General features: G+C 25.8%; 23 protein-coding genes and 4 pseudogenes. 3 read left to right on the plus strand and 24 right to left on the minus strand.

Going from position 1 to position 18,575, the window contains the following annotated elements; all coding sequences use genetic code 4:
• Positions 1-12 precede the first annotated feature (12 nt).
• The 11 genes and pseudogenes from SCITRI_RS08000 to leuS all read right to left on the minus strand — a co-directional run bounded on the left by SCITRI_RS08000 (position 13) and on the right by leuS (position 9,837).
• Positions 13-1,665 carry a hypothetical protein gene (locus SCITRI_RS08000; protein WP_071937882.1) on the minus strand — a complete coding sequence of 551 codons (1,653 nt, stop codon included), beginning with the start codon at positions 1,663-1,665 and terminating at the stop codon, positions 13-15.
• A 143-nt stretch (positions 1,666-1,808) separates the two neighbouring features.
• Positions 1,809-2,057 (minus strand): methylated-DNA--[protein]-cysteine S-methyltransferase, encoded by a 249-nt coding sequence (locus SCITRI_RS11720; protein ID WP_237237909.1) that lies wholly within the window; start codon positions 2,055-2,057, stop codon positions 1,809-1,811.
• Between the two features lie 18 nt (positions 2,058-2,075).
• Positions 2,076-2,330, minus strand: coding sequence for a hypothetical protein (locus SCITRI_RS11725; RefSeq protein WP_237237910.1), 255 nt, complete (start codon positions 2,328-2,330; stop codon positions 2,076-2,078).
• 537 nt (positions 2,331-2,867) lie between these two features.
• Positions 2,868-3,479 carry a hypothetical protein gene (locus SCITRI_RS11730; protein WP_237237911.1) on the minus strand — a complete coding sequence of 204 codons (612 nt, stop codon included), beginning with the start codon at positions 3,477-3,479 and terminating at the stop codon, positions 2,868-2,870.
• Positions 3,473-4,186, minus strand: a complete 714-nt coding sequence (locus SCITRI_RS11735) for a binary toxin-like calcium binding domain-containing protein (protein ID WP_237237912.1) — start codon at positions 4,184-4,186, stop codon at positions 3,473-3,475. Before SCITRI_RS11735 ends, SCITRI_RS11730 begins: the two co-directional genes overlap by 7 nt.
• Before the next feature lie 5 nt (positions 4,187-4,191).
• Positions 4,192-4,581, minus strand: a pseudogene (locus SCITRI_RS12085) (ADP-ribosyltransferase).
• A 7-nt stretch (positions 4,582-4,588) separates the two neighbouring features.
• The gene (locus SCITRI_RS12090) at positions 4,589-4,918 is read right to left on the minus strand and encodes an ADP-ribosyltransferase (RefSeq protein ID WP_250638261.1); all 330 of its coding nucleotides are present in this window, start codon (positions 4,916-4,918) and stop codon (positions 4,589-4,591) included.
• 122 nt (positions 4,919-5,040) lie between these two features.
• A complete protein-coding gene (locus SCITRI_RS08020; RefSeq protein ID WP_071937883.1) occupies positions 5,041-5,406 on the minus strand; it encodes a PTS transporter subunit EIIB in 366 nt (121 codons plus the stop codon).
• Between the two features lie 2 nt (positions 5,407-5,408).
• On the minus strand, positions 5,409-6,215 hold the full coding sequence (locus SCITRI_RS08025; protein ID WP_071937884.1) for an NAD(+)/NADH kinase: 807 nt from the start codon (positions 6,213-6,215) through the stop codon (positions 5,409-5,411).
• 87 nt (positions 6,216-6,302) lie between these two features.
• Positions 6,303-7,379, minus strand: coding sequence for a TMEM164 family acyltransferase (locus SCITRI_RS10840; RefSeq protein WP_071937885.1), 1,077 nt, complete (start codon positions 7,377-7,379; stop codon positions 6,303-6,305).
• A 40-nt stretch (positions 7,380-7,419) separates the two neighbouring features.
• Positions 7,420-9,837: a leucine--tRNA ligase gene (leuS, locus tag SCITRI_RS08035; RefSeq protein WP_071937886.1), complete on the minus strand. Its 2,418-nt coding sequence runs from the start codon at positions 9,835-9,837 to the stop codon at positions 7,420-7,422.
• A 136-nt stretch (positions 9,838-9,973) separates the two neighbouring features.
• On the opposite strand from leuS, the gene SCITRI_RS08040 reads away from it, so the two are divergent.
• Complete coding sequence (locus SCITRI_RS08040) at positions 9,974-10,615, plus strand: nitroreductase family protein (protein WP_237237913.1); 642 nt, start codon at positions 9,974-9,976, stop codon at positions 10,613-10,615.
• Between the two features lie 34 nt (positions 10,616-10,649).
• Positions 10,650-11,066 (plus strand): hypothetical protein, encoded by a 417-nt coding sequence (locus tag SCITRI_RS08045; protein ID WP_071937887.1) that lies wholly within the window; start codon positions 10,650-10,652, stop codon positions 11,064-11,066.
• Between the two features lie 413 nt (positions 11,067-11,479).
• Here SCITRI_RS08045 and trxA read toward each other — a convergent pair whose 3' ends face one another.
• The 4 genes and pseudogenes from trxA to SCITRI_RS08065 form a co-directional block, all read right to left on the minus strand.
• Positions 11,480-11,791 carry a thioredoxin gene (gene trxA / locus SCITRI_RS08050; protein ID WP_004027799.1) on the minus strand — a complete coding sequence of 104 codons (312 nt, stop codon included), beginning with the start codon at positions 11,789-11,791 and terminating at the stop codon, positions 11,480-11,482.
• Between the two features lie 54 nt (positions 11,792-11,845).
• Positions 11,846-12,655 carry a Cof-type HAD-IIB family hydrolase gene (locus SCITRI_RS08055; protein ID WP_071937888.1) on the minus strand — a complete coding sequence of 270 codons (810 nt, stop codon included), beginning with the start codon at positions 12,653-12,655 and terminating at the stop codon, positions 11,846-11,848.
• A gap of 380 nt (positions 12,656-13,035) precedes the next feature.
• A pseudogene (locus SCITRI_RS08060) lies at positions 13,036-14,009 on the minus strand (IS30 family transposase).
• A gap of 132 nt (positions 14,010-14,141) precedes the next feature.
• Positions 14,142-14,489: a hypothetical protein gene (locus tag SCITRI_RS08065; protein ID WP_071937889.1), complete on the minus strand. Its 348-nt coding sequence runs from the start codon at positions 14,487-14,489 to the stop codon at positions 14,142-14,144.
• Here SCITRI_RS08065 and SCITRI_RS10345 point away from each other — a divergent pair.
• Positions 14,479-14,604, plus strand: a complete 126-nt coding sequence (locus SCITRI_RS10345; protein ID WP_204305186.1) for a DUF3688 family protein — start codon at positions 14,479-14,481, stop codon at positions 14,602-14,604. The two genes, SCITRI_RS08065 and SCITRI_RS10345, sit on opposite strands and share 11 nt — an antisense overlap.
• An 11-nt stretch (positions 14,605-14,615) precedes the next feature.
• Here the strand turns inward: SCITRI_RS10345 and SCITRI_RS08070 are convergent.
• The 9 genes and pseudogenes from SCITRI_RS08070 to SCITRI_RS11745 form a co-directional block, all read right to left on the minus strand.
• Positions 14,616-15,467: pseudogene (locus tag SCITRI_RS08070) on the minus strand (spiroplasma phage ORF1-like family protein); the annotation flags it as partial.
• 222 nt (positions 15,468-15,689) lie between these two features.
• On the minus strand, positions 15,690-15,893 hold the full coding sequence (locus SCITRI_RS08075) for a DUF2649 family protein (protein WP_071937782.1): 204 nt from the start codon (positions 15,891-15,893) through the stop codon (positions 15,690-15,692).
• Positions 15,894-16,045: 152 nt separating this feature from the next.
• Positions 16,046-16,440 (minus strand): annotated as a pseudogene (locus tag SCITRI_RS08080) (DUF3627 domain-containing protein).
• Between the two features lie 60 nt (positions 16,441-16,500).
• Positions 16,501-16,779 (minus strand): hypothetical protein, encoded by a 279-nt coding sequence (locus SCITRI_RS08085; RefSeq protein WP_071937890.1) that lies wholly within the window; start codon positions 16,777-16,779, stop codon positions 16,501-16,503.
• Between the two features lie 528 nt (positions 16,780-17,307).
• On the minus strand, positions 17,308-17,559 hold the full coding sequence (locus tag SCITRI_RS08090; protein ID WP_071937891.1) for a hypothetical protein: 252 nt from the start codon (positions 17,557-17,559) through the stop codon (positions 17,308-17,310).
• Positions 17,559-17,708: a hypothetical protein gene (locus SCITRI_RS08095; protein ID WP_015979229.1), complete on the minus strand. Its 150-nt coding sequence runs from the start codon at positions 17,706-17,708 to the stop codon at positions 17,559-17,561. The genes SCITRI_RS08090 and SCITRI_RS08095 overlap by 1 nt, the downstream gene beginning before the upstream one ends.
• A gap of 149 nt (positions 17,709-17,857) precedes the next feature.
• The gene (locus tag SCITRI_RS10640) at positions 17,858-18,037 is read right to left on the minus strand and encodes a hypothetical protein (RefSeq protein ID WP_164023930.1); all 180 of its coding nucleotides are present in this window, start codon (positions 18,035-18,037) and stop codon (positions 17,858-17,860) included.
• 192 nt (positions 18,038-18,229) lie between these two features.
• Positions 18,230-18,436 carry a hypothetical protein gene (locus SCITRI_RS11740; protein WP_237237914.1) on the minus strand — a complete coding sequence of 69 codons (207 nt, stop codon included), beginning with the start codon at positions 18,434-18,436 and terminating at the stop codon, positions 18,230-18,232.
• Positions 18,406-18,570 carry a hypothetical protein gene (locus tag SCITRI_RS11745; RefSeq protein WP_237237915.1) on the minus strand — a complete coding sequence of 55 codons (165 nt, stop codon included), beginning with the start codon at positions 18,568-18,570 and terminating at the stop codon, positions 18,406-18,408. The genes SCITRI_RS11740 and SCITRI_RS11745 overlap by 31 nt, the downstream gene beginning before the upstream one ends.
• Between the last annotated feature and the right edge of the window lie 5 nt (positions 18,571-18,575).

An 18,575-nucleotide genomic window follows, 5' to 3' on the forward strand; every position in this document is an offset into this window, starting at 1 on the left:
TTTTTATCATTCCTATTTTTTTTGAGTTCTAATCTTGCGACTAATACCCCAAGCAATGGAAATAATAATACTTGTACAAAAAGCACCAAACATAATAATTAAAACAATTTTAATAATGTTAACTTTTTGATTATAACTTGCAATATCATCATAACCAAAAATGTTACCCCTATATTTGTCCTTAATTACTAAACTATTTAGATAACTCTGAAAATATTTTGGCGCAACATTTCGTGCTTCTTTAAGCATTCCATAGTAAACATCAACAGCATGCCCCATCTCATGATTTAAAGAACAAAAAATATTTGGTGAACTTCACCACCCAATTAGATAGTTAGAAATAGTTTTATCCAACAAAGCATCAGCAAATTCCTTTGCAGAAATAATAATATAAGCCGATCTTGCTGAAGTAATGCGTTTTGTCCCCGGCAGTAATTCAAGAAAATAACTTGTATAAGCTGTTGTTTCTCCAGGTATTTTTAGCAATGGAGCATCCGGAGAAAATAGAAACCCGGTTAAAAAATATTTAAAATTATCACCAGTTATTGCATAAGTCATATTAAATAAATTTAAAATTTGATTTTTAAGAAATTCAATAATCTTATCATTTCAATGATAATATTTTTGCATTGCTTGCACACTATCTTTTAAGAAAATGGTACTTCCCTTTTCATAGTAATAATTATTTTCATACTCTGTTATCTTTTTTAAATCTTCATCTAACTTATCAAATGATGAATAATATTTTTGTTTACTAGTATTCATAAAATTTTCAAATTTTGTCCGCGATGATTGTGATGCTCTAGTATATGAATCATTCATCATATCTCCTAATCCCTCTGTTAAATCCTGACCATTATTAATAATAGTATCTCGTAGAATATTTCCATTAAAACTAAAATTTATAGTTTTAATATCTTTCATTCCACTTGATTGCCACATAATTAAACTTGTTTTAAGAGCATTAAAAGTATAACTAAATTTTCAGAAATTACTATCTTGGGGAATTAATTGTTGTAAACCAAACTCAAAAGATGGCAAATTATATTTTAAATCAACAGCATCAATCGGTTTTTTTGTTAAATTAGTATTATAACTAATATTTGATTTTGCAACATACTGGTCAATTTTATCAAGTTGATATTGTAAAGAAGTAATACGTGAACCAAGATTTTCTTTTTGAAGTGGAGTATAAATATCAATAAAAAAATTATTTAAAATCTCTCAACTTTTATTTTTCATTTCATCTGGCATTGTCATTCATTTTGAATATGCTTCGGCAAAAAATTCTTTTCAAGTTGTCATTCCATAAATACTAGTATTAATAATCGATGCCATTAATGACATTTCAAATAATTCTTTAGTATCCATTTTCACATTCCCAATATTAGTTACAACATTATAAATTTTATTTTTATTATTAACAATATTCTTTTCCATCATTTTTACCGTTTTATTTTTATTAATATTAGAAGACTTATAAATAAAATAGCGCAATAAATAACCTGAATAAATAAAATCATCTTCGTCAGGTGATGAAACTGTCGTTGATAATATTTCTATAATATGTTTTTTTTGGTTAATAAAACTAGAAGTAGCCATAAATGTCATATTAATAGTCCCAAACACTAATAAACTACTTGCTATTGTATGAAACTTTCCCATAATTTTTTCTCCTTTTAATAATATATTAAAAATTTATTGATGATAAACAATATGTTTGTTAAAAATAAAATTAATTGTAATAAAAATTACTTTTAACAAAGCATAAACTCAAAATAATAAAAATAATTATTAACAAAACCTAATTATCAAATATTTTCTAATTGTAATAATGATGCTTTCATTTCAAATCCACCACGATAGCCACATAAAGCATTATTTTTGCCTAAAACACGATGAAACGGAACAAGAATTGTTATGGCATTATTACCAATTGCTGTTCCCACAGCTCGCATTGCTTGCGGATGTCCAATTTTTTGTGCAATATCAGCATAACAAGTTGTTGTTCCATATGGAATTTTAGCAACTTCTGCTCAAACCTTTTTCTGAAACAAAGTACCAGTGAAATCAAACTATAAAGTAAAAAATGTTCGTTTTCCCATTAAATATTCCGTTAATTGCTCCATAAAAAGGCTTGTTTTTCCTTCTTGATCAGCAATTAATAAAACATTTGGTCCCTTTTTCTTCAACCAAGATTCTAATTCATTAAGCCCTTTGTTATTAGAACCAATAAAAGTTACGCCTTGCTCAGAAACAGCAACATATAAATTTCAATTGTTAACCTTTAAATTGTTATAATATCATTTAGTTAACTTTTGTTTGGTCATATTTTAACCTCCTAGTTATTGCTGTTTTTGATTAAAATAAATTTTTTTGTGCTTTAAGGTATTTAAATTATACTATTAATTTATGAAAAACTATTTATAATTAGCAAATTTTTTTCATTTTTTATTGGTAAATAAAAAAACTGGGATTCAGCTTACATTAAATTTCAATGAAAAGTTAATTATATTAAAATAATGCTCCAGTTTTAAATTAACCGAATAAATCAAGTTCATTTATTAATGGGAAAGTTTTACTATGTTTATCTCTATATTGTAAATCTACTTTAAAGTCAGAATTAACATACTGAATATTAATTTTTAATTCATCAAGAAAATGTTCAGGAATATCACTACTATTTTCTTTAATTATTTTTTTAATATAATTTGATACTCCAACTATTCTCTTATCTTTTCTTAGAAAATTTGTAAGTGAAAAAAAGCGAAATTTTTGTTCAATAATTTAACAAATTTCTGTAAAAAATCTATTAACCATAGTGTCTTTGTCATTATTTTCTTTAAAAATAATTTTTATTCCTTGAATTAATCTAATATTAAAAATATTTTTCAAATCATATTTTTTAATTTTTTTTTTTTTTTTAGTAAAGCTAAAGTTCTTTCATCTAAAATAATATAAATATTACCTTGTAATATAAACTTAGTATTGTTATAAGTTAAAACATCATCATTGACTTTGGCATTATTAAAAGCAATTTGAAATGCTTCACCTAATGTTAATTCTGGTTGCAATTGGTCATCGTAGTTATCTTCTTTCCGAACAGAAACCCGTCTTTCTTGAATATCACCATTTTCAAAAATTAAGGTTAAACAAGCAGTACGATTATAAATATCAACCATAATATGTTCTCATTTTTGATATTCATTCACCATTGGTAACATATCAGCAGTATATGTTTTATATAACCCTGATGTTTGAATTGTTTGAATCTGTAATGGAACACCAGTTTGCAATGCTTCAACTTGTTCATAATTCAATTTAATTGGTTGTGAATTAAAATCATCAATTGTATTTCAAGCAATTGAATTTTGAACTTTATCAGGAAAAATTGCCCCTGGCAAAATAACATTTGCTGTCGTATTACTTTTTGCAATAATTGTTGCAATTGTATTTGATAATTCACCAATTCCTAACACAAAATTAAGTGTTGGACAAACTTCATAAATTGGCGCGCTGTTCCCACATTTAAATACTTAACATTTCCATTTAAATATGCCACTTCAGAAGTATTAATTCCTAGTGAATGGGTTCATGTTTGGCCTTGTTCTTCAGATGATGTATTAGAACTAGAATGCTCAGAAGATACCGTACTAGATCATTCATGTGAAATATTAGCACTAACAGAAAGACTCGGAAAAAGGGAAATTTCTGCCGAAACCGATGCCCCAACAGTTGTTGCTTCAGTATTACTACTAGAAGTTGAAACACTAATAGTATTACTTTTTTGTTGTCCAACTGATCTTCCTTCCTCATTTGTAACATTAAAATTATTGGATAAAATCATTTTATTCATCATTACCCCAATTTTAGGATAAGCAGCAACAAGTGGATGATGTGCTTCTGGTAAAACCCCTTGATCAATTTTTCCTAATACTTTTTCAGCATCAGAATAAGGATCCCCTGTTGTATGACTATTGTATGGGTCTGATTTATATTTAATAAATTTTCCTGTTTTGTGTTTTTTATCATCTCAAGGAACAATTAATCCCTTTTCAACCGTATAACCATTGATTTCTCAACAATCAGGAATGCCATCATCATCACTATCTAACGCATGATCACAATCATTATCAAGACAAGAACTTTGTTGTTTAATATTTTTAATCTCTGTGTTTTTTTCCATAATATTTACTCCTCCTTTTCAAGAAAGTTATGATAGCGAAAGGTATAACCACGATTTAGTAATAATTCATTTTGACCAGGATACTTACTAATTTCATCAACATAAATTGCTTTTGTTCCTTTTGGTAAACTAATTCTTAATAAAATTGGATAACGACCCCCTGAATATTATTTATGCGGGTCTTTTGATAAAGATGTACTTAAAAAAGTATGTTGCGTAAATTTTTTGCCAGTATAGTCTTGCCGAATTTGAACAAATAAATCACGGTTAATTTTATTATTTGCATCACGTAAATTAAGATCATGGTCTGAAAATTGATAACCACTAGCGCGACGAAAAACAACTAATTTTTCATTTGTTTTTGCTTTTTGAAATGATTTATCTAATTTTAAAATTTTATCATTAACTTTTTTTTAAATCATTTTTTGTAAATTCAAGGTCTGTTGGAACAGCTTCAATATCATGATATATTTTTCCATTTGTTTTACGTAAATATTCATTAATTGCTCCGTAATGACTTCCAGTATATTGTTCTAAATACTCCTTGGATTCCTTTTTTTCATTTTTTGTTAATTTATTTTCTCAATCATTATATAGTTGCCTTCCTCCACCCCTTGCTTCTTCATGCCTATCTTTTTTATAGTGGCGTCAATTTTTATTAAATTTTTTATTGAAAGGTTGCTTTAATCGTCCTCACGCTGGTACATAAAAAATAAACTCTTCAAATATCATCACAATTCTTCCTCCACTTTATAATTAAATTATCTCTTAAAAATAACAAAAAAAGCACTTTAGTGCTTTTAACAAATTATTTGCAGAAAAAAATAAACGACAATAAAAAAATGTAATAATTTTTACGTTGTAATAATTTTATTCATTTCATCTTTTATGGCTAAACTCACATTCCCAAATGGCAAAATAACAGTTTGTAAGACAATACCAATATCTTTTAATTTAAATTTAGTTTTTAACAAAACAAAATCAACTTCATCTAAATCTTTTACTGTTACTCGCAAGCGGGTTAAGGTTGCTTTAACCATTGTGATATTTGTTTTTGTTCCTAAAATACTAATTAAGTCATTAATAGAAAAAGAAAGCATTTGTTTTGGAACAAGAATTTTTTGAAAATTAAAAATCTTTTTACGAAAAATTATCATTAACATAAATAGCACCATTAAAATCATTGCCACAACAATGATAATAATATATTCAACTCGCATTATTAATCATCTCCTCTGTTATCATTGCAATGTGCAAATAATAACTTCATCTTCGCAATTAGACTTAAATCATTTTCCTCATCATAGCATAAGTTTAATGTTTTTTGACTAATTTTTAATTCAATATCAGAACTTAAAATTTCTGATTCATAAGTATCAATTACTAAACTTTTTCCTTTTAAGTCACCAGTTAACCTTATTATTTGGTCTTGATCTAAAATAATTGAAGCGTTAATTGTGGAAAAAGTTGAATTTGCCACCGGGGCAATTTCTTTTAATTGCCATAAGGTTGAAATATTAGCTGCAATAATTGATCCATTAATTGCTCGCATATAACCAGTTGAGCCAGTTTTCGTTGCAAAAACAAGACCACTTCCCCGGAAATGCTCCAATAAATCATTATTAACATAAATTTCAGTGCGAATTGTTTTAACATGATCAACAACTTTTGCTTCATTTAATGCATAGCGAATAAGATTACCATTATATTTAATTTCTAATAATGGCATTTTTCGAATATGAATTTTATTATTAATAATTGCGTTAATTGCTTTGGCATAGGTATTTTCATCATAGTTAGCATAAAACCCTAATGAACCAGATTTAATTATAATAAAAGAAGCTTTATCAATGATATCTTGAAATTTATTAACTGCTCTTAATAAAGTTCCATCTCCACCAATTATAAAAACATACTGTGGGTTACCAAGAACTTCTTTTAATTGATTTTCTTGTAAAAGTTTACTAATTTTATTAACTAACTGTGTTGATTCTTGATAATCATTTGCAATAATTGCATATTTAAACATTGTTATCGCCACCTTTTCTTTCATTTACTTACATTATACCTTTATTTTAAATTGAAAACTTAATTAAATAAATAATAGTTAGCAAAGCTAACTATTATTATTGCGAATTGTTAATAATTCAATATCAGTAAACTGTAATAAATTAGTTTGATTTAGATGATAATGAATTTTATTATCTGGCCAAAAAATATATTTAAAAGTAAAACTAATATAAGTTAATCCTTGTTTAGTATGAAATTTATTACATACTCCGCGAGGAACAGATTCTAATTTTTTTGTTTTTTTATCATATAAAAAACTTTGTGGTATATAAAATAATAAAATATGTGTTAATGAAACAATTACAATTCCTAATAAAAATATTGGTAATCAAGCAAATGGTCACATATATTTTGCTCCAATAAAGTTTGTATTTCAACCGCCAACATTAAAACCACCATTGTTTCATGGTTCCCCATTATTTGGCCCCACAAATAATTGGTTTGTTTTAAAAATTCAGTCTCAAATTACTGCGATAATAGAAAATAACGTTAATCATAATAACTGTCATTTAAATAATAAACCACTATAAGGTTTTCCAACTAAACCATATTTATAAACATATAAATAAGCAAAAATAATTAATGTATGAAGAATAAAGTAATTATAATAAAAGAAATTGCCTAAACTTCAGTAACCATTAACTGGCGTTATAATTGCTAAAATTGGCAAAACAATCGCTGATGGAGCAACAACTTCAAAAAATTTTCGACTAGGAAAAATTAAAATACAGCCCGATAATAACTGGTGTAAACTGCATAAATGTAATGGCGTAACTTCACTTAAACCACGAATTTGAGAAGGCCCCACCGGTCCTCAAATTCATTCTGTTTTTAAAACAATTGCTAAATAAGTTACTCAAATTGCATATGTTAAAAAATAACTTACAATTTGATACAGCCCTATTGAAATCCGAAACCATTTTCAATTAACAGTTTTTGCATAATATTTTCTACAAACAAATAATGATCCAATAATTAAAACAAAAATACTAATGCCCACCAATTGAAAGACATAATTATGACCTTTAAAAAATCACTGATTAGTTCAATCAGCACACGGTATATACGAACCAGCTGGGTCAAAAAATCCTCATGGTCCATTACTAGAACAAACAAATTTCATTACTTTTCTCCTTTGATTAAATAATTAATATTTTCTCTATCTATTTTATAACAAAATTAACAATTTTATTTTTAATAATAACTTCTTTAATAATCTCATGCTTAACTAAAAAGGCTTGAACATTACTATTAGCTTTAGCTAAAACTGATAATTCTTCTTCTGATGTATCAAGTGGTACTTCCAATTTAGCACGTAATTTACCATTAACTTGAACTGCAATTATAACCTCATTTTTTTGTAAATATTTTTCATCATATGTCGGTCATGTTGATAATGCAACCGATGATTGTTGGTTTAATTTTTCTCAAATTTCTTCTGCTAAATGAGGGGCAAATAAACTTAACATTTTAGTAAACCCTTCAAAATACGGTTGGTAAATCGGTCCTTTTGTTTTATAACAAGCATTAATAAAAACCATTAATTGTGAAATTACTGTATTAAAACTTAATTTTTCTAACATTTCTGTTCCTTTTTTAACCATACTATGATAAACAAAATCTAACTCATGATTATTATCTTGCGAAAAATTATTATTTTTAATAAGACGATAAACGCGATCTAATCATTTTCGTGCTGAATCTAGCCCATTTGGATTCCATGGCAATGATGCTTCAATTGGTCCCATAAACATTTCATATAAACGTAATGTATCAGCTCCATGTGATTTAATAATGTCATCAGGATTAATCACATTTCCTTTTGATTTACTCATTTTTGAACCATCAGTGCCTAAAATCATACCTTGATTAACTAATTTATAAAATGGTTCAGAAGTTGGAACTAATTTTTGGTCATATAAAAATTTATGTCAAAAACGTGAATATAATAAATGCAAAACAGCATGTTCTTGCCCACCAACATATAAATCAACTGGTAATCATTTTTTTAACAAAGCTTGTGCTTTTGTACTACGTAAATCTAACATTTGCTTATCTTCCATTAAAATATAGGCTAAATAATATCAACAACTACCTGCTCATTGTGGCATCGTATTAGTTTCTCGGCGTCCTTTTTTCCCTGTCCTATCAACAACAGTTAATCATTCTGTTGCATTAGCTAATGGTGATTCTCCCGTTTGTGATGGTTTAATATTTGTCATTTTTGGTAATTCCAATGGCAATTCTGTTTCATCAACTAAACTAATTGAACCATCTTCTCAATGTATAATTGGGAAAGGCTCTCCTCAATATCGTTGACGAGAAAATAACCAATCACGAAGCTTATAAATAGTTTTAACTTTTGCATTCCCAGCTGCTGTTAAAACATCAATTGCTTTTTTTGTTGCTTCGTCTGTCATTAAACCATTCAAAAAATCAGAATTAATATGTTTTCCATCTTTATTATGTAATTTATTATGATGTTCTCCTTCAATAACATAACTAATTGGTAATTGATATTTTAAAGCAAATAAATAATCCCGATCATCATGACCAGGCACAGCCATTACAGCTCCAGTAGCATAAAATGGTAATACATAATCGGCAATTCAAATTGGAATAACTTTTTGATTGATTGGATTAATAGCATAACTACCAATAAACATTCCATTTTTTTCTTTACTAATATCTTGACGATCTAAATCACTTTTTTCTTTTGTTGCTGCCAAAAATTTTGTAACAGTTGCTGCATATTCAGGTGTTGTTAATTTTAACACTAACGGATGTTCAGGCGCTAAAACAAGATACTCAACACCAAAAATTGTATCAGCACGAGTTGTAAAAACATTAATGCTTTCTGTATTATTTTGTACCGCAAACTTAATTTCAACACCAACTGATTTTCCAATTCAATTTCGTTGTAACTCTTTAACGGATTCTAATCAATCAACCTCATCTAACCCTGCTAATAATTTTTCTGCATATGCAGTAATTTTTAACACTCATTGTCGCATTGGTTTTTTTAAAACTGGAAAATGTCCACGTTCAGAAACCATTTTCCCATTAATATTCAAAACTTCTTCATTAGCTAAGACTGTCCCTAATTCAGGACATCAATTAACATCAACATCACGCATCTCAGCTAATCCATTTTGATATAACAATTCAAAAATTAATTGTGTTGTTTTAAAAAACTCTGGTGAAGAAGTATTAACTTCTTTTTCATAGTCATAACTAAACCCAAGTGCTTTTAATTGGTTACGAAAATTAGCAATGTTTTGCAAAGTAAATTCCGCTGGATTATTCCCTGTTTGTAAAGCATATTGTTCAGCTGGTAAACCAAATGCATCCCAACCAATTGGATGCAAAACGTCATAACCTTGCAATTTTCGCATACGACTAATTACATCAGTTGCGACATATCCTTTTGGATGCCCAACATGTAAACCCGCTCCTGATGGATATGGAAACATATCTAAAATATAAGCTTTTTGCTCTGAATTATTTGTTGTTTTAAAAGTTTGATGTTCTTCTCAATATTGTTGTCATTTTTGTTCAATTGCTTTATGCGAAAATTCCATCTTTATTACCCTCTCTAAATTTTTATCCTTTTAATTATAACATTGTTCCGAAATTTGTTAGTAATTTAAGCACTATTAATTAAATTTTATTAGCGTATAATAAATTTATAAATAAATTACAGAATGGGGGAAAATCATGAGCGTTCAAGAAGCAGCAAAATTTCGAAAAGCAATTAAAATCTATGATAAATCAAAAGCAGTTAGTGAAAGTGATTTAAAAACAATTTTAGCAACTGGAGCTTTAGCACCAAGTTCTAATGGCTTAGAACCAGTAAAAGTTATTATTATCAAAGACCAAAAATTAAAAGAGCAAGCAGCATTAAGCTGTTTTATGCCTGGTAATCAACAAAAAGTAAAAGATGCTCCAATTTTAGCGTTACTACTAGGAACAAATGGTGATTATTTGACATCTGAAGAATTTTTAACAAATCGCTTAGGGCGAATTTTTAGTGGTGAAACATTAAAAACAAATGTACGAGGAATGAGTAATTACTTAAAAAGTTATCCAAGTCCAGATATGTTTTCTGATGAACAAACACATCTTGTTGCTAGTTTTATGGCTTTACAAGCTGCTGATTTAAAAATTGGATCAAGTATTATGGGGGGAATTACGCCGCTGCAAGCAGCCTCACTCTTTACAGAACATAATATTGTTGATCCAAAAAAATGACATTTATCGCTAGGAATGCTATTTGGATATTATATGTTAAAGGAAAAAGCTTCCCTCGCTTACGAATTGCTGAGGATGAATTTGTTAGCATTTTTTAAACTTAATTAATAAAAATTTTACTAAAAATAAATTTAATTATCTAATGAAAACATCTCTTAAAAATTTTTGAATTATTAGTTTAATTACTAATATTATTTTTTTATTAATCCAAGTTAGCATCATGATTCCACTAATATTATGTCAAAAACAATTACAATTAAGCAATAGTGACTTATCCCAAATTTTCTTTGGTATTTTAATTGCTATTATTTTAGTAATGTTCATTACTAACTGAATTCTAGTTAAAAATCCACTGCGAAAACTAAATGTAACAAAAGAATTAGCGCCCTGACAAGCAGACCTTGGTTTTCATATTATTACAAAATATTCACATTTAAAAACTGAATATAATGGTTATGTCTGATATTTAAAGAAAAAAGGTTTTATTCTGCTTGCTACACTTGGAATTAATTTTGGTTATTCTTTAATTTGTGCTGCTGTGTTTTCTATTTTAGGATAAAATAAAAGATATTTTTTGCTATTTTATAAACTACTTTTAAATAAAAAAACACTTAAATTATATTTAAAAAATTTAATATAATTTAAGTGTTTTATTTGAAATTTTTTTTATTGTAAAATGTCTTTTTTAATTTTATAAGAAGCACTATTTAGATATGTTAGATTATAGTTATTGATTTAATAAATCTTTTATTTAAAAAAGGTCATTAATATATCTTCATTAAATTAAACATTATACATTAAAGATTAAATATTCTATTTTGAAATTTTTGTTTCTTCTTTTTGTTTTTTTGTAGCTTCTTTACGAGCTAAGATTTTCGCCACTTTTTTTATGCCATTAAACAACGGCGTTTTTTCATTGACATTGCCATTTTGTATTCACTTTCTCCTTTTTAAATTATTAGTAAAACTTTGTTAACTTAATAAATCTTGTTCAATTTCGTTAGCAGTTACAAATCCTGTTTTACGTTTTAATTCTTTTCCGTTTTGAAAGGTAATTAATGTCGGAATTGATAAAATTCCATAATTTTGAGCAAGATCTTGTAAAACATCAACATTAACTTTAATAAAATTAACATCACTACGCGTTTTTGCTAATTCATTAATTATTGGAGCAATCATTTTACATGGTCCACATCAATCAGCATAAAAATCAACGCAAGTTAATTTTTCATCACCAATTGTTTTTTCAAATTCATCAATACTTTTTATTTCATTTACAGCCATTTTAATTCTCTCCTTTACTGAATTCTCTTGCTTTTTTATCATATCATAAAAGTACTACTTTTTTAAGAAAAGCTGTTGCAAATATTTTGCTGGTCCATTTTCACGATTTGATAATGTTACTTCATTTGCCATTGTTTTTAACTCATTAATCGCATTGCCAACCGCAATTCCAACACCAGCTTGGCGAATTAATTCAAGGTCATTATAAGAATCACCAAATGAATAAGTTTGACTAATATCAATTCCAATATGATGTGATAAAAATTGCAAGGCACTGCCTTTTGAAATCCCCTTACAAGCAATCTCAAAAACACGATTATTATATTGGGTAATATCTAATTGCGGTAATAATTGTCGTAACTTTGTCATTAATTCATTAGCAGCTTTATCATCTAAGGAGTGATGGGCAATAACACTAGCATGCGTAATGTCTTCTGTAATATCAGTCACCTTGGTAATAATTTTATATTTTGTTCGCATTATTTTTGATCAATAATAAGAATTATCACCATATTCGTAAACATAAGTACTATTATTACTAAAAAAATGAACTTTATATTTTCGATAAGTAAATTCAAAAATGGTTTTAATTTCTGCTGTTGTAAAAATCATCATCCATAAAAAACTATTAGTTTTAAAAGAGTAAGCGCTAGCCCCGTTGTTTGCCAAAACATAACCATCATATTTATGAACTTTTAGTTTTCGCGCTTGGCGAATTGCATCGTTTGCTAGGCGTCCTGTTGTAACAACAAAAGGGATTCCTTTTTTTTGAATTGAATTAACTGTTTTTTTTGTTAACCGACTAAACCGATGATTATCGTTTAATAAAGTTCCATCCAAATCAGAAAAAACTGCTTTTTTCATCTAATTATGCTCCTTTCTTTTTCCTCAAAACTTGTATGATTACATTATTTAAAAATATTGATCAAACATTAATTTTATAGTTTTAATTATAGTAGAAAATGTTTAAATTTAAAAATTTTTTATAAATTATAAGCTTTAATTTTATCTAATGAATTATGTAAAATGAAGTGCAACAAATCTTTATTAATTAAATAATATAATAAAAATTACAAAAATCAACCATAAATTTAAAAAAATTAAAAATATTTTAATTTTTCTTTTATTTTATCAATATTTAAACAAACTAAAAAATAATTTATTAATTTTAATTAATAAATATGTATTTTATTATTTTAATGACATATTTTATGAGTTAATGTACATTTTTAAATATTTATTGTTTATATATTCTGCAAAAACATTTCTTTAGCACTTATTCAATTTAAACACGGTCGGAGTTTTTCATTTATTACATTATTAACTACTCAATCAATTCGTTTTTGACTAACATTATTAAAATCAGTTCCAGGAGGAAATCATTTTCTAAACTCACCATTTATATTTTCAATTAGAGGTTTTTGACGAGGTTTACCAGCGTCACAAAAATATACTTGTGTTTCAACAAATATTTCCATTTCTCGTCATTCACTAAATTCTTTACCTCTATCTGTTATTATTCCTTTTATTTTTCCAATTAAATTATTATTTATAACAATATCTTTAAACTTTTTCTCAACTTCCCTAGTAGTATGATTTTCTAATTTTATTGCAAAATATTTTTTACTTGATTGTTCTACTAAAACTAAACAACTAGATTGATGGTTTTTCCAACAACAGTATCCATTTCAAATCACCCAACATTAGAAACTTTATTTTCAATATCTAAAATTGACTTAAAATCAGTTAATTTACCACGATTATCAGATTTTCCTTTTGTTTTATATTTTTTACCACGATGTCGCAAATTCTGTTTTAAAAAACCATAAAAACCTAAACGAATTCATTTATACAGTGTTTTAACACAAACGGGAAATTTAACACCAAATTTTAAAAAATAACGATAAATAAATTCTCTCGGAGAATCACAATATTTATTAAGTCTAATTTTCATAAAATTAATCTGTTCTTCAGTAAATTTACATCTTTTTTTCTCATAATACATTTTATCTGACTTATAAGCACTATATTCATCAGTAGTTTTAAAACGCTTAATTTCTCGTAAAATAGTACTACGATGTCTATTCAAAAATTTAGCGATTGCAGAAATATTCTGTTTACCATTCTTTTTTAAAAACATTCTTGATAATAATAATAATAATAATAATAATAATTGTTCTAATTTAACTTTATCCATAAAACTCAAATGACTATACATAACATTTATATACCTTTCATTAACTTATAAAATTTTTAATATTTAATACAAATAATTGATATATAATTGATATAAGATAAAATCAATTATATATAAAACAATAAAAAGGAGCAATCTATATGAAAAAATGACTTAGCATATAGGAGCAATTGGATTAACCGCAACAAGCACAACAACATTAATCGGTTGTGAAAAATCTGAAAAAGCAAATAACAATGAAAACGGAAAAAGTAATAAACCAGAACCACAATATAATCCACAACAAGCACAAAAAGATAGTAATTGAAAATTAATTGATAAAAATAATTTTGATAATGAATTTAGTACAAAAAATAATAAATCATATTTATTTCTTAATTTATTTGATGTAGGTAAATATGGTATATATTTAGCAAAAAATAATGGTAATATATCACAAAAAAGAAATAATATTTGATATTTAGAAACATATAATCCAAAAGATTTCGTAATGTTTAACACTGCAAATATAAAATCACTTTATAGTTGAGGTGGTAATGGTGAACCACAAATACCTACCATTGATAAAAATACCGGTAAAATTACTGATTGAAAAGAACAAAAAGAAACTGAATAACAGTTCCTTTTTTATATTAATCGCACAAATTTCATAAACATAATTAATAAGAATATATTTGTTATTGTACTATACAATGATGGATTAAATTTTCATACTTCAAATATTTGACTAAAAAACTATATACTGTTTCAAAAACCTTACCAACACCACTCGCTAATTAATTAACTTGTTTAACACCGGGAATAGTATTGACAATTCAAATCACCGCATTTTTAATATGAGCACCAAAATCTCATCAACCCTCTGGCGTTACATATTGCACTTGTCATCATTGTTTATCGGGGAACAACCCACCATTATTAATTTCTTGTCAGTTATAAATCCCAAAATTAAAATCATAATAACGATACATATCGTTTTCTTTTTGTGCTTGTAATTCAAAAACATTATAACCGATTTTTTGTTCTTCAATTTTTTTATATTGCAAACCATATTTATTTTGTAAATTACCGACAAAAACATAACCCGAATTTAACTTAATATCATAATTTATTAGCAACCGAAAAATCATAATTAAAAAAACTACCATAATTATTAATCGTATAAAACCGATTTTTAAATGCTGAATATAATTTAATATCTAATTGCTTATATTTATCAGAAAAATAAAAATATTGTGGGTAAATTTTAAAACCATTATTTACTAATAAACCATATTTTTTATTATAACCTTGAGCATAAGTATTATTTTCTAAATCAAAAATCGTACGTAAATAATTAGTATAAAATTTCTGTGAAATCTTAAACATACTATTTAATAATTTATCAAATTGTAATTTATCGTTAATATTTTCACTCAACAAAATATTATTAAAATTTTGTAATTTCAACGCAAAAAAGTTAACTAAAACAGTATCATATAGTTTTTAAAAAAATATAAATTTTTTCATTTTACCTCCAATAGTTATTTATAATTAAACTAGTATTATTATGGTTTTCTCCCCCCACAAATCAAAAAGAAATATTTTTTACAACATTATTTATATTAATAATTACTGCATTCGTAATGAAAATATATATTATATTCAAAAAAATTTTAAAATTTTGTGGGGAGAGAAAACCATAATAATAGCAAAATTTAATTATTTAAAATAACTAACTATTTTAAAAACCATTCACAAGAAAAACCAAGTTAAAAACAAAATCACAACTCAAACACCAACCATCAAAGTTAAATATTCATTTTGCGTTAAATTCCACATTGTAATACTTTCAACATTCGTTTTATCTATAAACAAAAATATATGAATAAAAAACTCTTTTAATTTAATTCAATCATTTTGCATTTTTAAAAACTCCACATTTTTTGAATAAATTTAAAAAACATTCCAAAAAACAAAACAATAAATAACACAAACGACATAACATATAAAAACTCAGGGGCATTTGCACCAATAATATAACTAACAAATTGAACTCAATAATTATATAAACTCATTTAATTTAAGTCTTTCAAATCATTAATTAATTCTTGTTCTTTTTCAACACTTCAAATAACGCTTTTTTCATTTTAGTAAAATAATTTTGTTCATATTGATTATATAAATTGATTAATTCTGTTCCAGTTAAATACTTTCAAATATGGCGTTTTAAATTTTCATCATATTTTACAATAGGGTAAGAATTATCATAAATCAAACCTATTGCTACTTGTTCCGAATGTTTTTCACTCGAATAAATAAACTTATTACTCAACCAAAAACCAATATGGCGATTATGATTAGGTAAATTAATAAAACTTGCTTTATCTGTTGTAAAAGGGATAAATCCCTTACTAATAAAATAATTTTCTACATTCTGATTTTTCTTAACAAAATTACTCAATTTTATCATCTCCTCGTCTTACTGGTCTTAACATTGTGCCTTTTTTCCTAATACTCCATTATTAATAATTTATAGCGGTAATAATTGTTTCTTTAATACTGTAACTCTAAATTCCTTAACTTCTGATATATGCTCCATAATTACAAATGGTAAAAGTACAACAAAAAGAATTAAACAGCCTGAAATACCTATAATATCTCCTACATTTAAAGACCAAATTATAAAAACAATACAAAGACCAGAAATAATTAATATAGCAAAATAAATAGAAACAAAAACAAAATTCATAATAATAAATTCTTTTTTTAATTTTTTATATTCCTCAGTTGTTTTAAATTTCATATCCATAATATAGTCTCCTAATTAAATATTTATTTAATAAACAATGTTATAAATAATGTTTATATAATGTTTTTTAATTGTAATAAACACTGATTATTAACAATGTTATACATAATGCTAATATATTGTTTATTTAATGTTTAATAAACACTGTTAATAAACATTGTTAAATATAAAAATAATAAAAATTAGCACACTGAAAAATACTATTTAATTTTTAACAATAGTTATTAAAATATAAAATCATAAGTTTATAATTAAGTTGATATTTTTACACTATATACTGCCTACAAGTTTTTAAAAGAAAGTAAATATATTTATAAAAAATATTATAAAAATTTTTGGTTCAAAACTGTTATTAATATTCTTATTTCTATTAAATCCTACTAAAAATAAACAAATGAGTAGTTAAATTTATTTAAAAATAAATTTGTAGACAGTGTATAGTGCAAAAATAAACAACAAAATTATTTATTCAATTCGCATAAAAGCTAGTGTGCCATAGCTAAGATATATAATCGATTATAATAAATATTAAAATCCTTTAACCATAACACGGAAAAAGTTTAAGATTTTAATAATACAAAATATAGCAAATGGAATTAATATAATTCACGCTTCACCTAAGAAAACCATTATCTCAGGTAAAATATTTGTTATACATTCTTTAACTTTTCATAATGCACTAGTCAAACCCGTTCAAATAACAGTCATACCCCCAGTCATAGTTTTAGGTGTAGGTGCTGTTAAAAAATTAAACGCTGTTGTTAAATACATACCTAACATTATTTATTACTCTCCTTTCTTTCAATTTCTTTTTTATCTTTTTTCTTTCCTCGAATTTGACGAATTTTTTGATAAATTAATAAACCAAAATAAAGAAAAATTGCTAATACAATAACAACACTAAATATTGTCGTTAATCAAGTTGGCATATTACATCTCCTCTCTAAAAATATTGCGGCACGCTTCGCGTGTTCGCTACGCTCAAAATAAAATATATTGAATAAATTACCGCTAATAAATTACGCGGATAATTTATTCATTTTCTTTTACATTATTAATTACTATCTTATTTACAGTATTAATAAAAATATCTTTCCCATACTTTAGTTACTAAGGACCGAAAAATAAAATAATGTTTCTTTTCAATAAAAAATCAACTCCTTTCAAAGTTGATTTGTTGCACTTCGATTACACAATGCAAATTTTTTCAAACATGATAAATAGCACAAAAAGAAGAAGTATATGAAACTAAATTCATTTTTAAATACTCGCTTTCAACTCATAAACTTTTAATATATAACAATGCTTTTTGTTCTACATAAACAAAAGGAACAAACAGATAATAGTCATACTTTAAAAGCGATATATGATTTTGATTAGAATCTCAATTTTCCTTGATATTTTCTGTATTAAATTTAATATTTGCTTTAGTATTAGATATTGTTGTACCTTAACCACCTGCAGAAGAATTAATCTTATTAATTTCAATATATTTGTATCTTTCTTTAAACTCTTGTCAACCATTAGCATAGTCTGACCATTTAATTAAATTTATTGTTTTTTCCCATACTTTTGTATCATCGGTTATTGGCCCAGTTATTTTTCAATTGAAATTTATATTGTTTACTATTTTTTGGGCACTTGTTGATGCCCTCAACCATATAAATCTAAATGATAAATTTTACCAGTATTATTTAAAACATAAGCACTTCCCTTATTATCTAATTCAATTGCAATTATAGGAAAATTCAAATCATCAAACTTATCAATTTGACCATAAACATGTTGCAAATAAA

The sequence above is a fragment of the Spiroplasma citri genome (genome assembly GCF_001886855.1).
Classification (GTDB): domain Bacteria; phylum Bacillota_I; class Bacilli_A; order Mycoplasmatales; family Mycoplasmataceae; genus Spiroplasma; species Spiroplasma citri.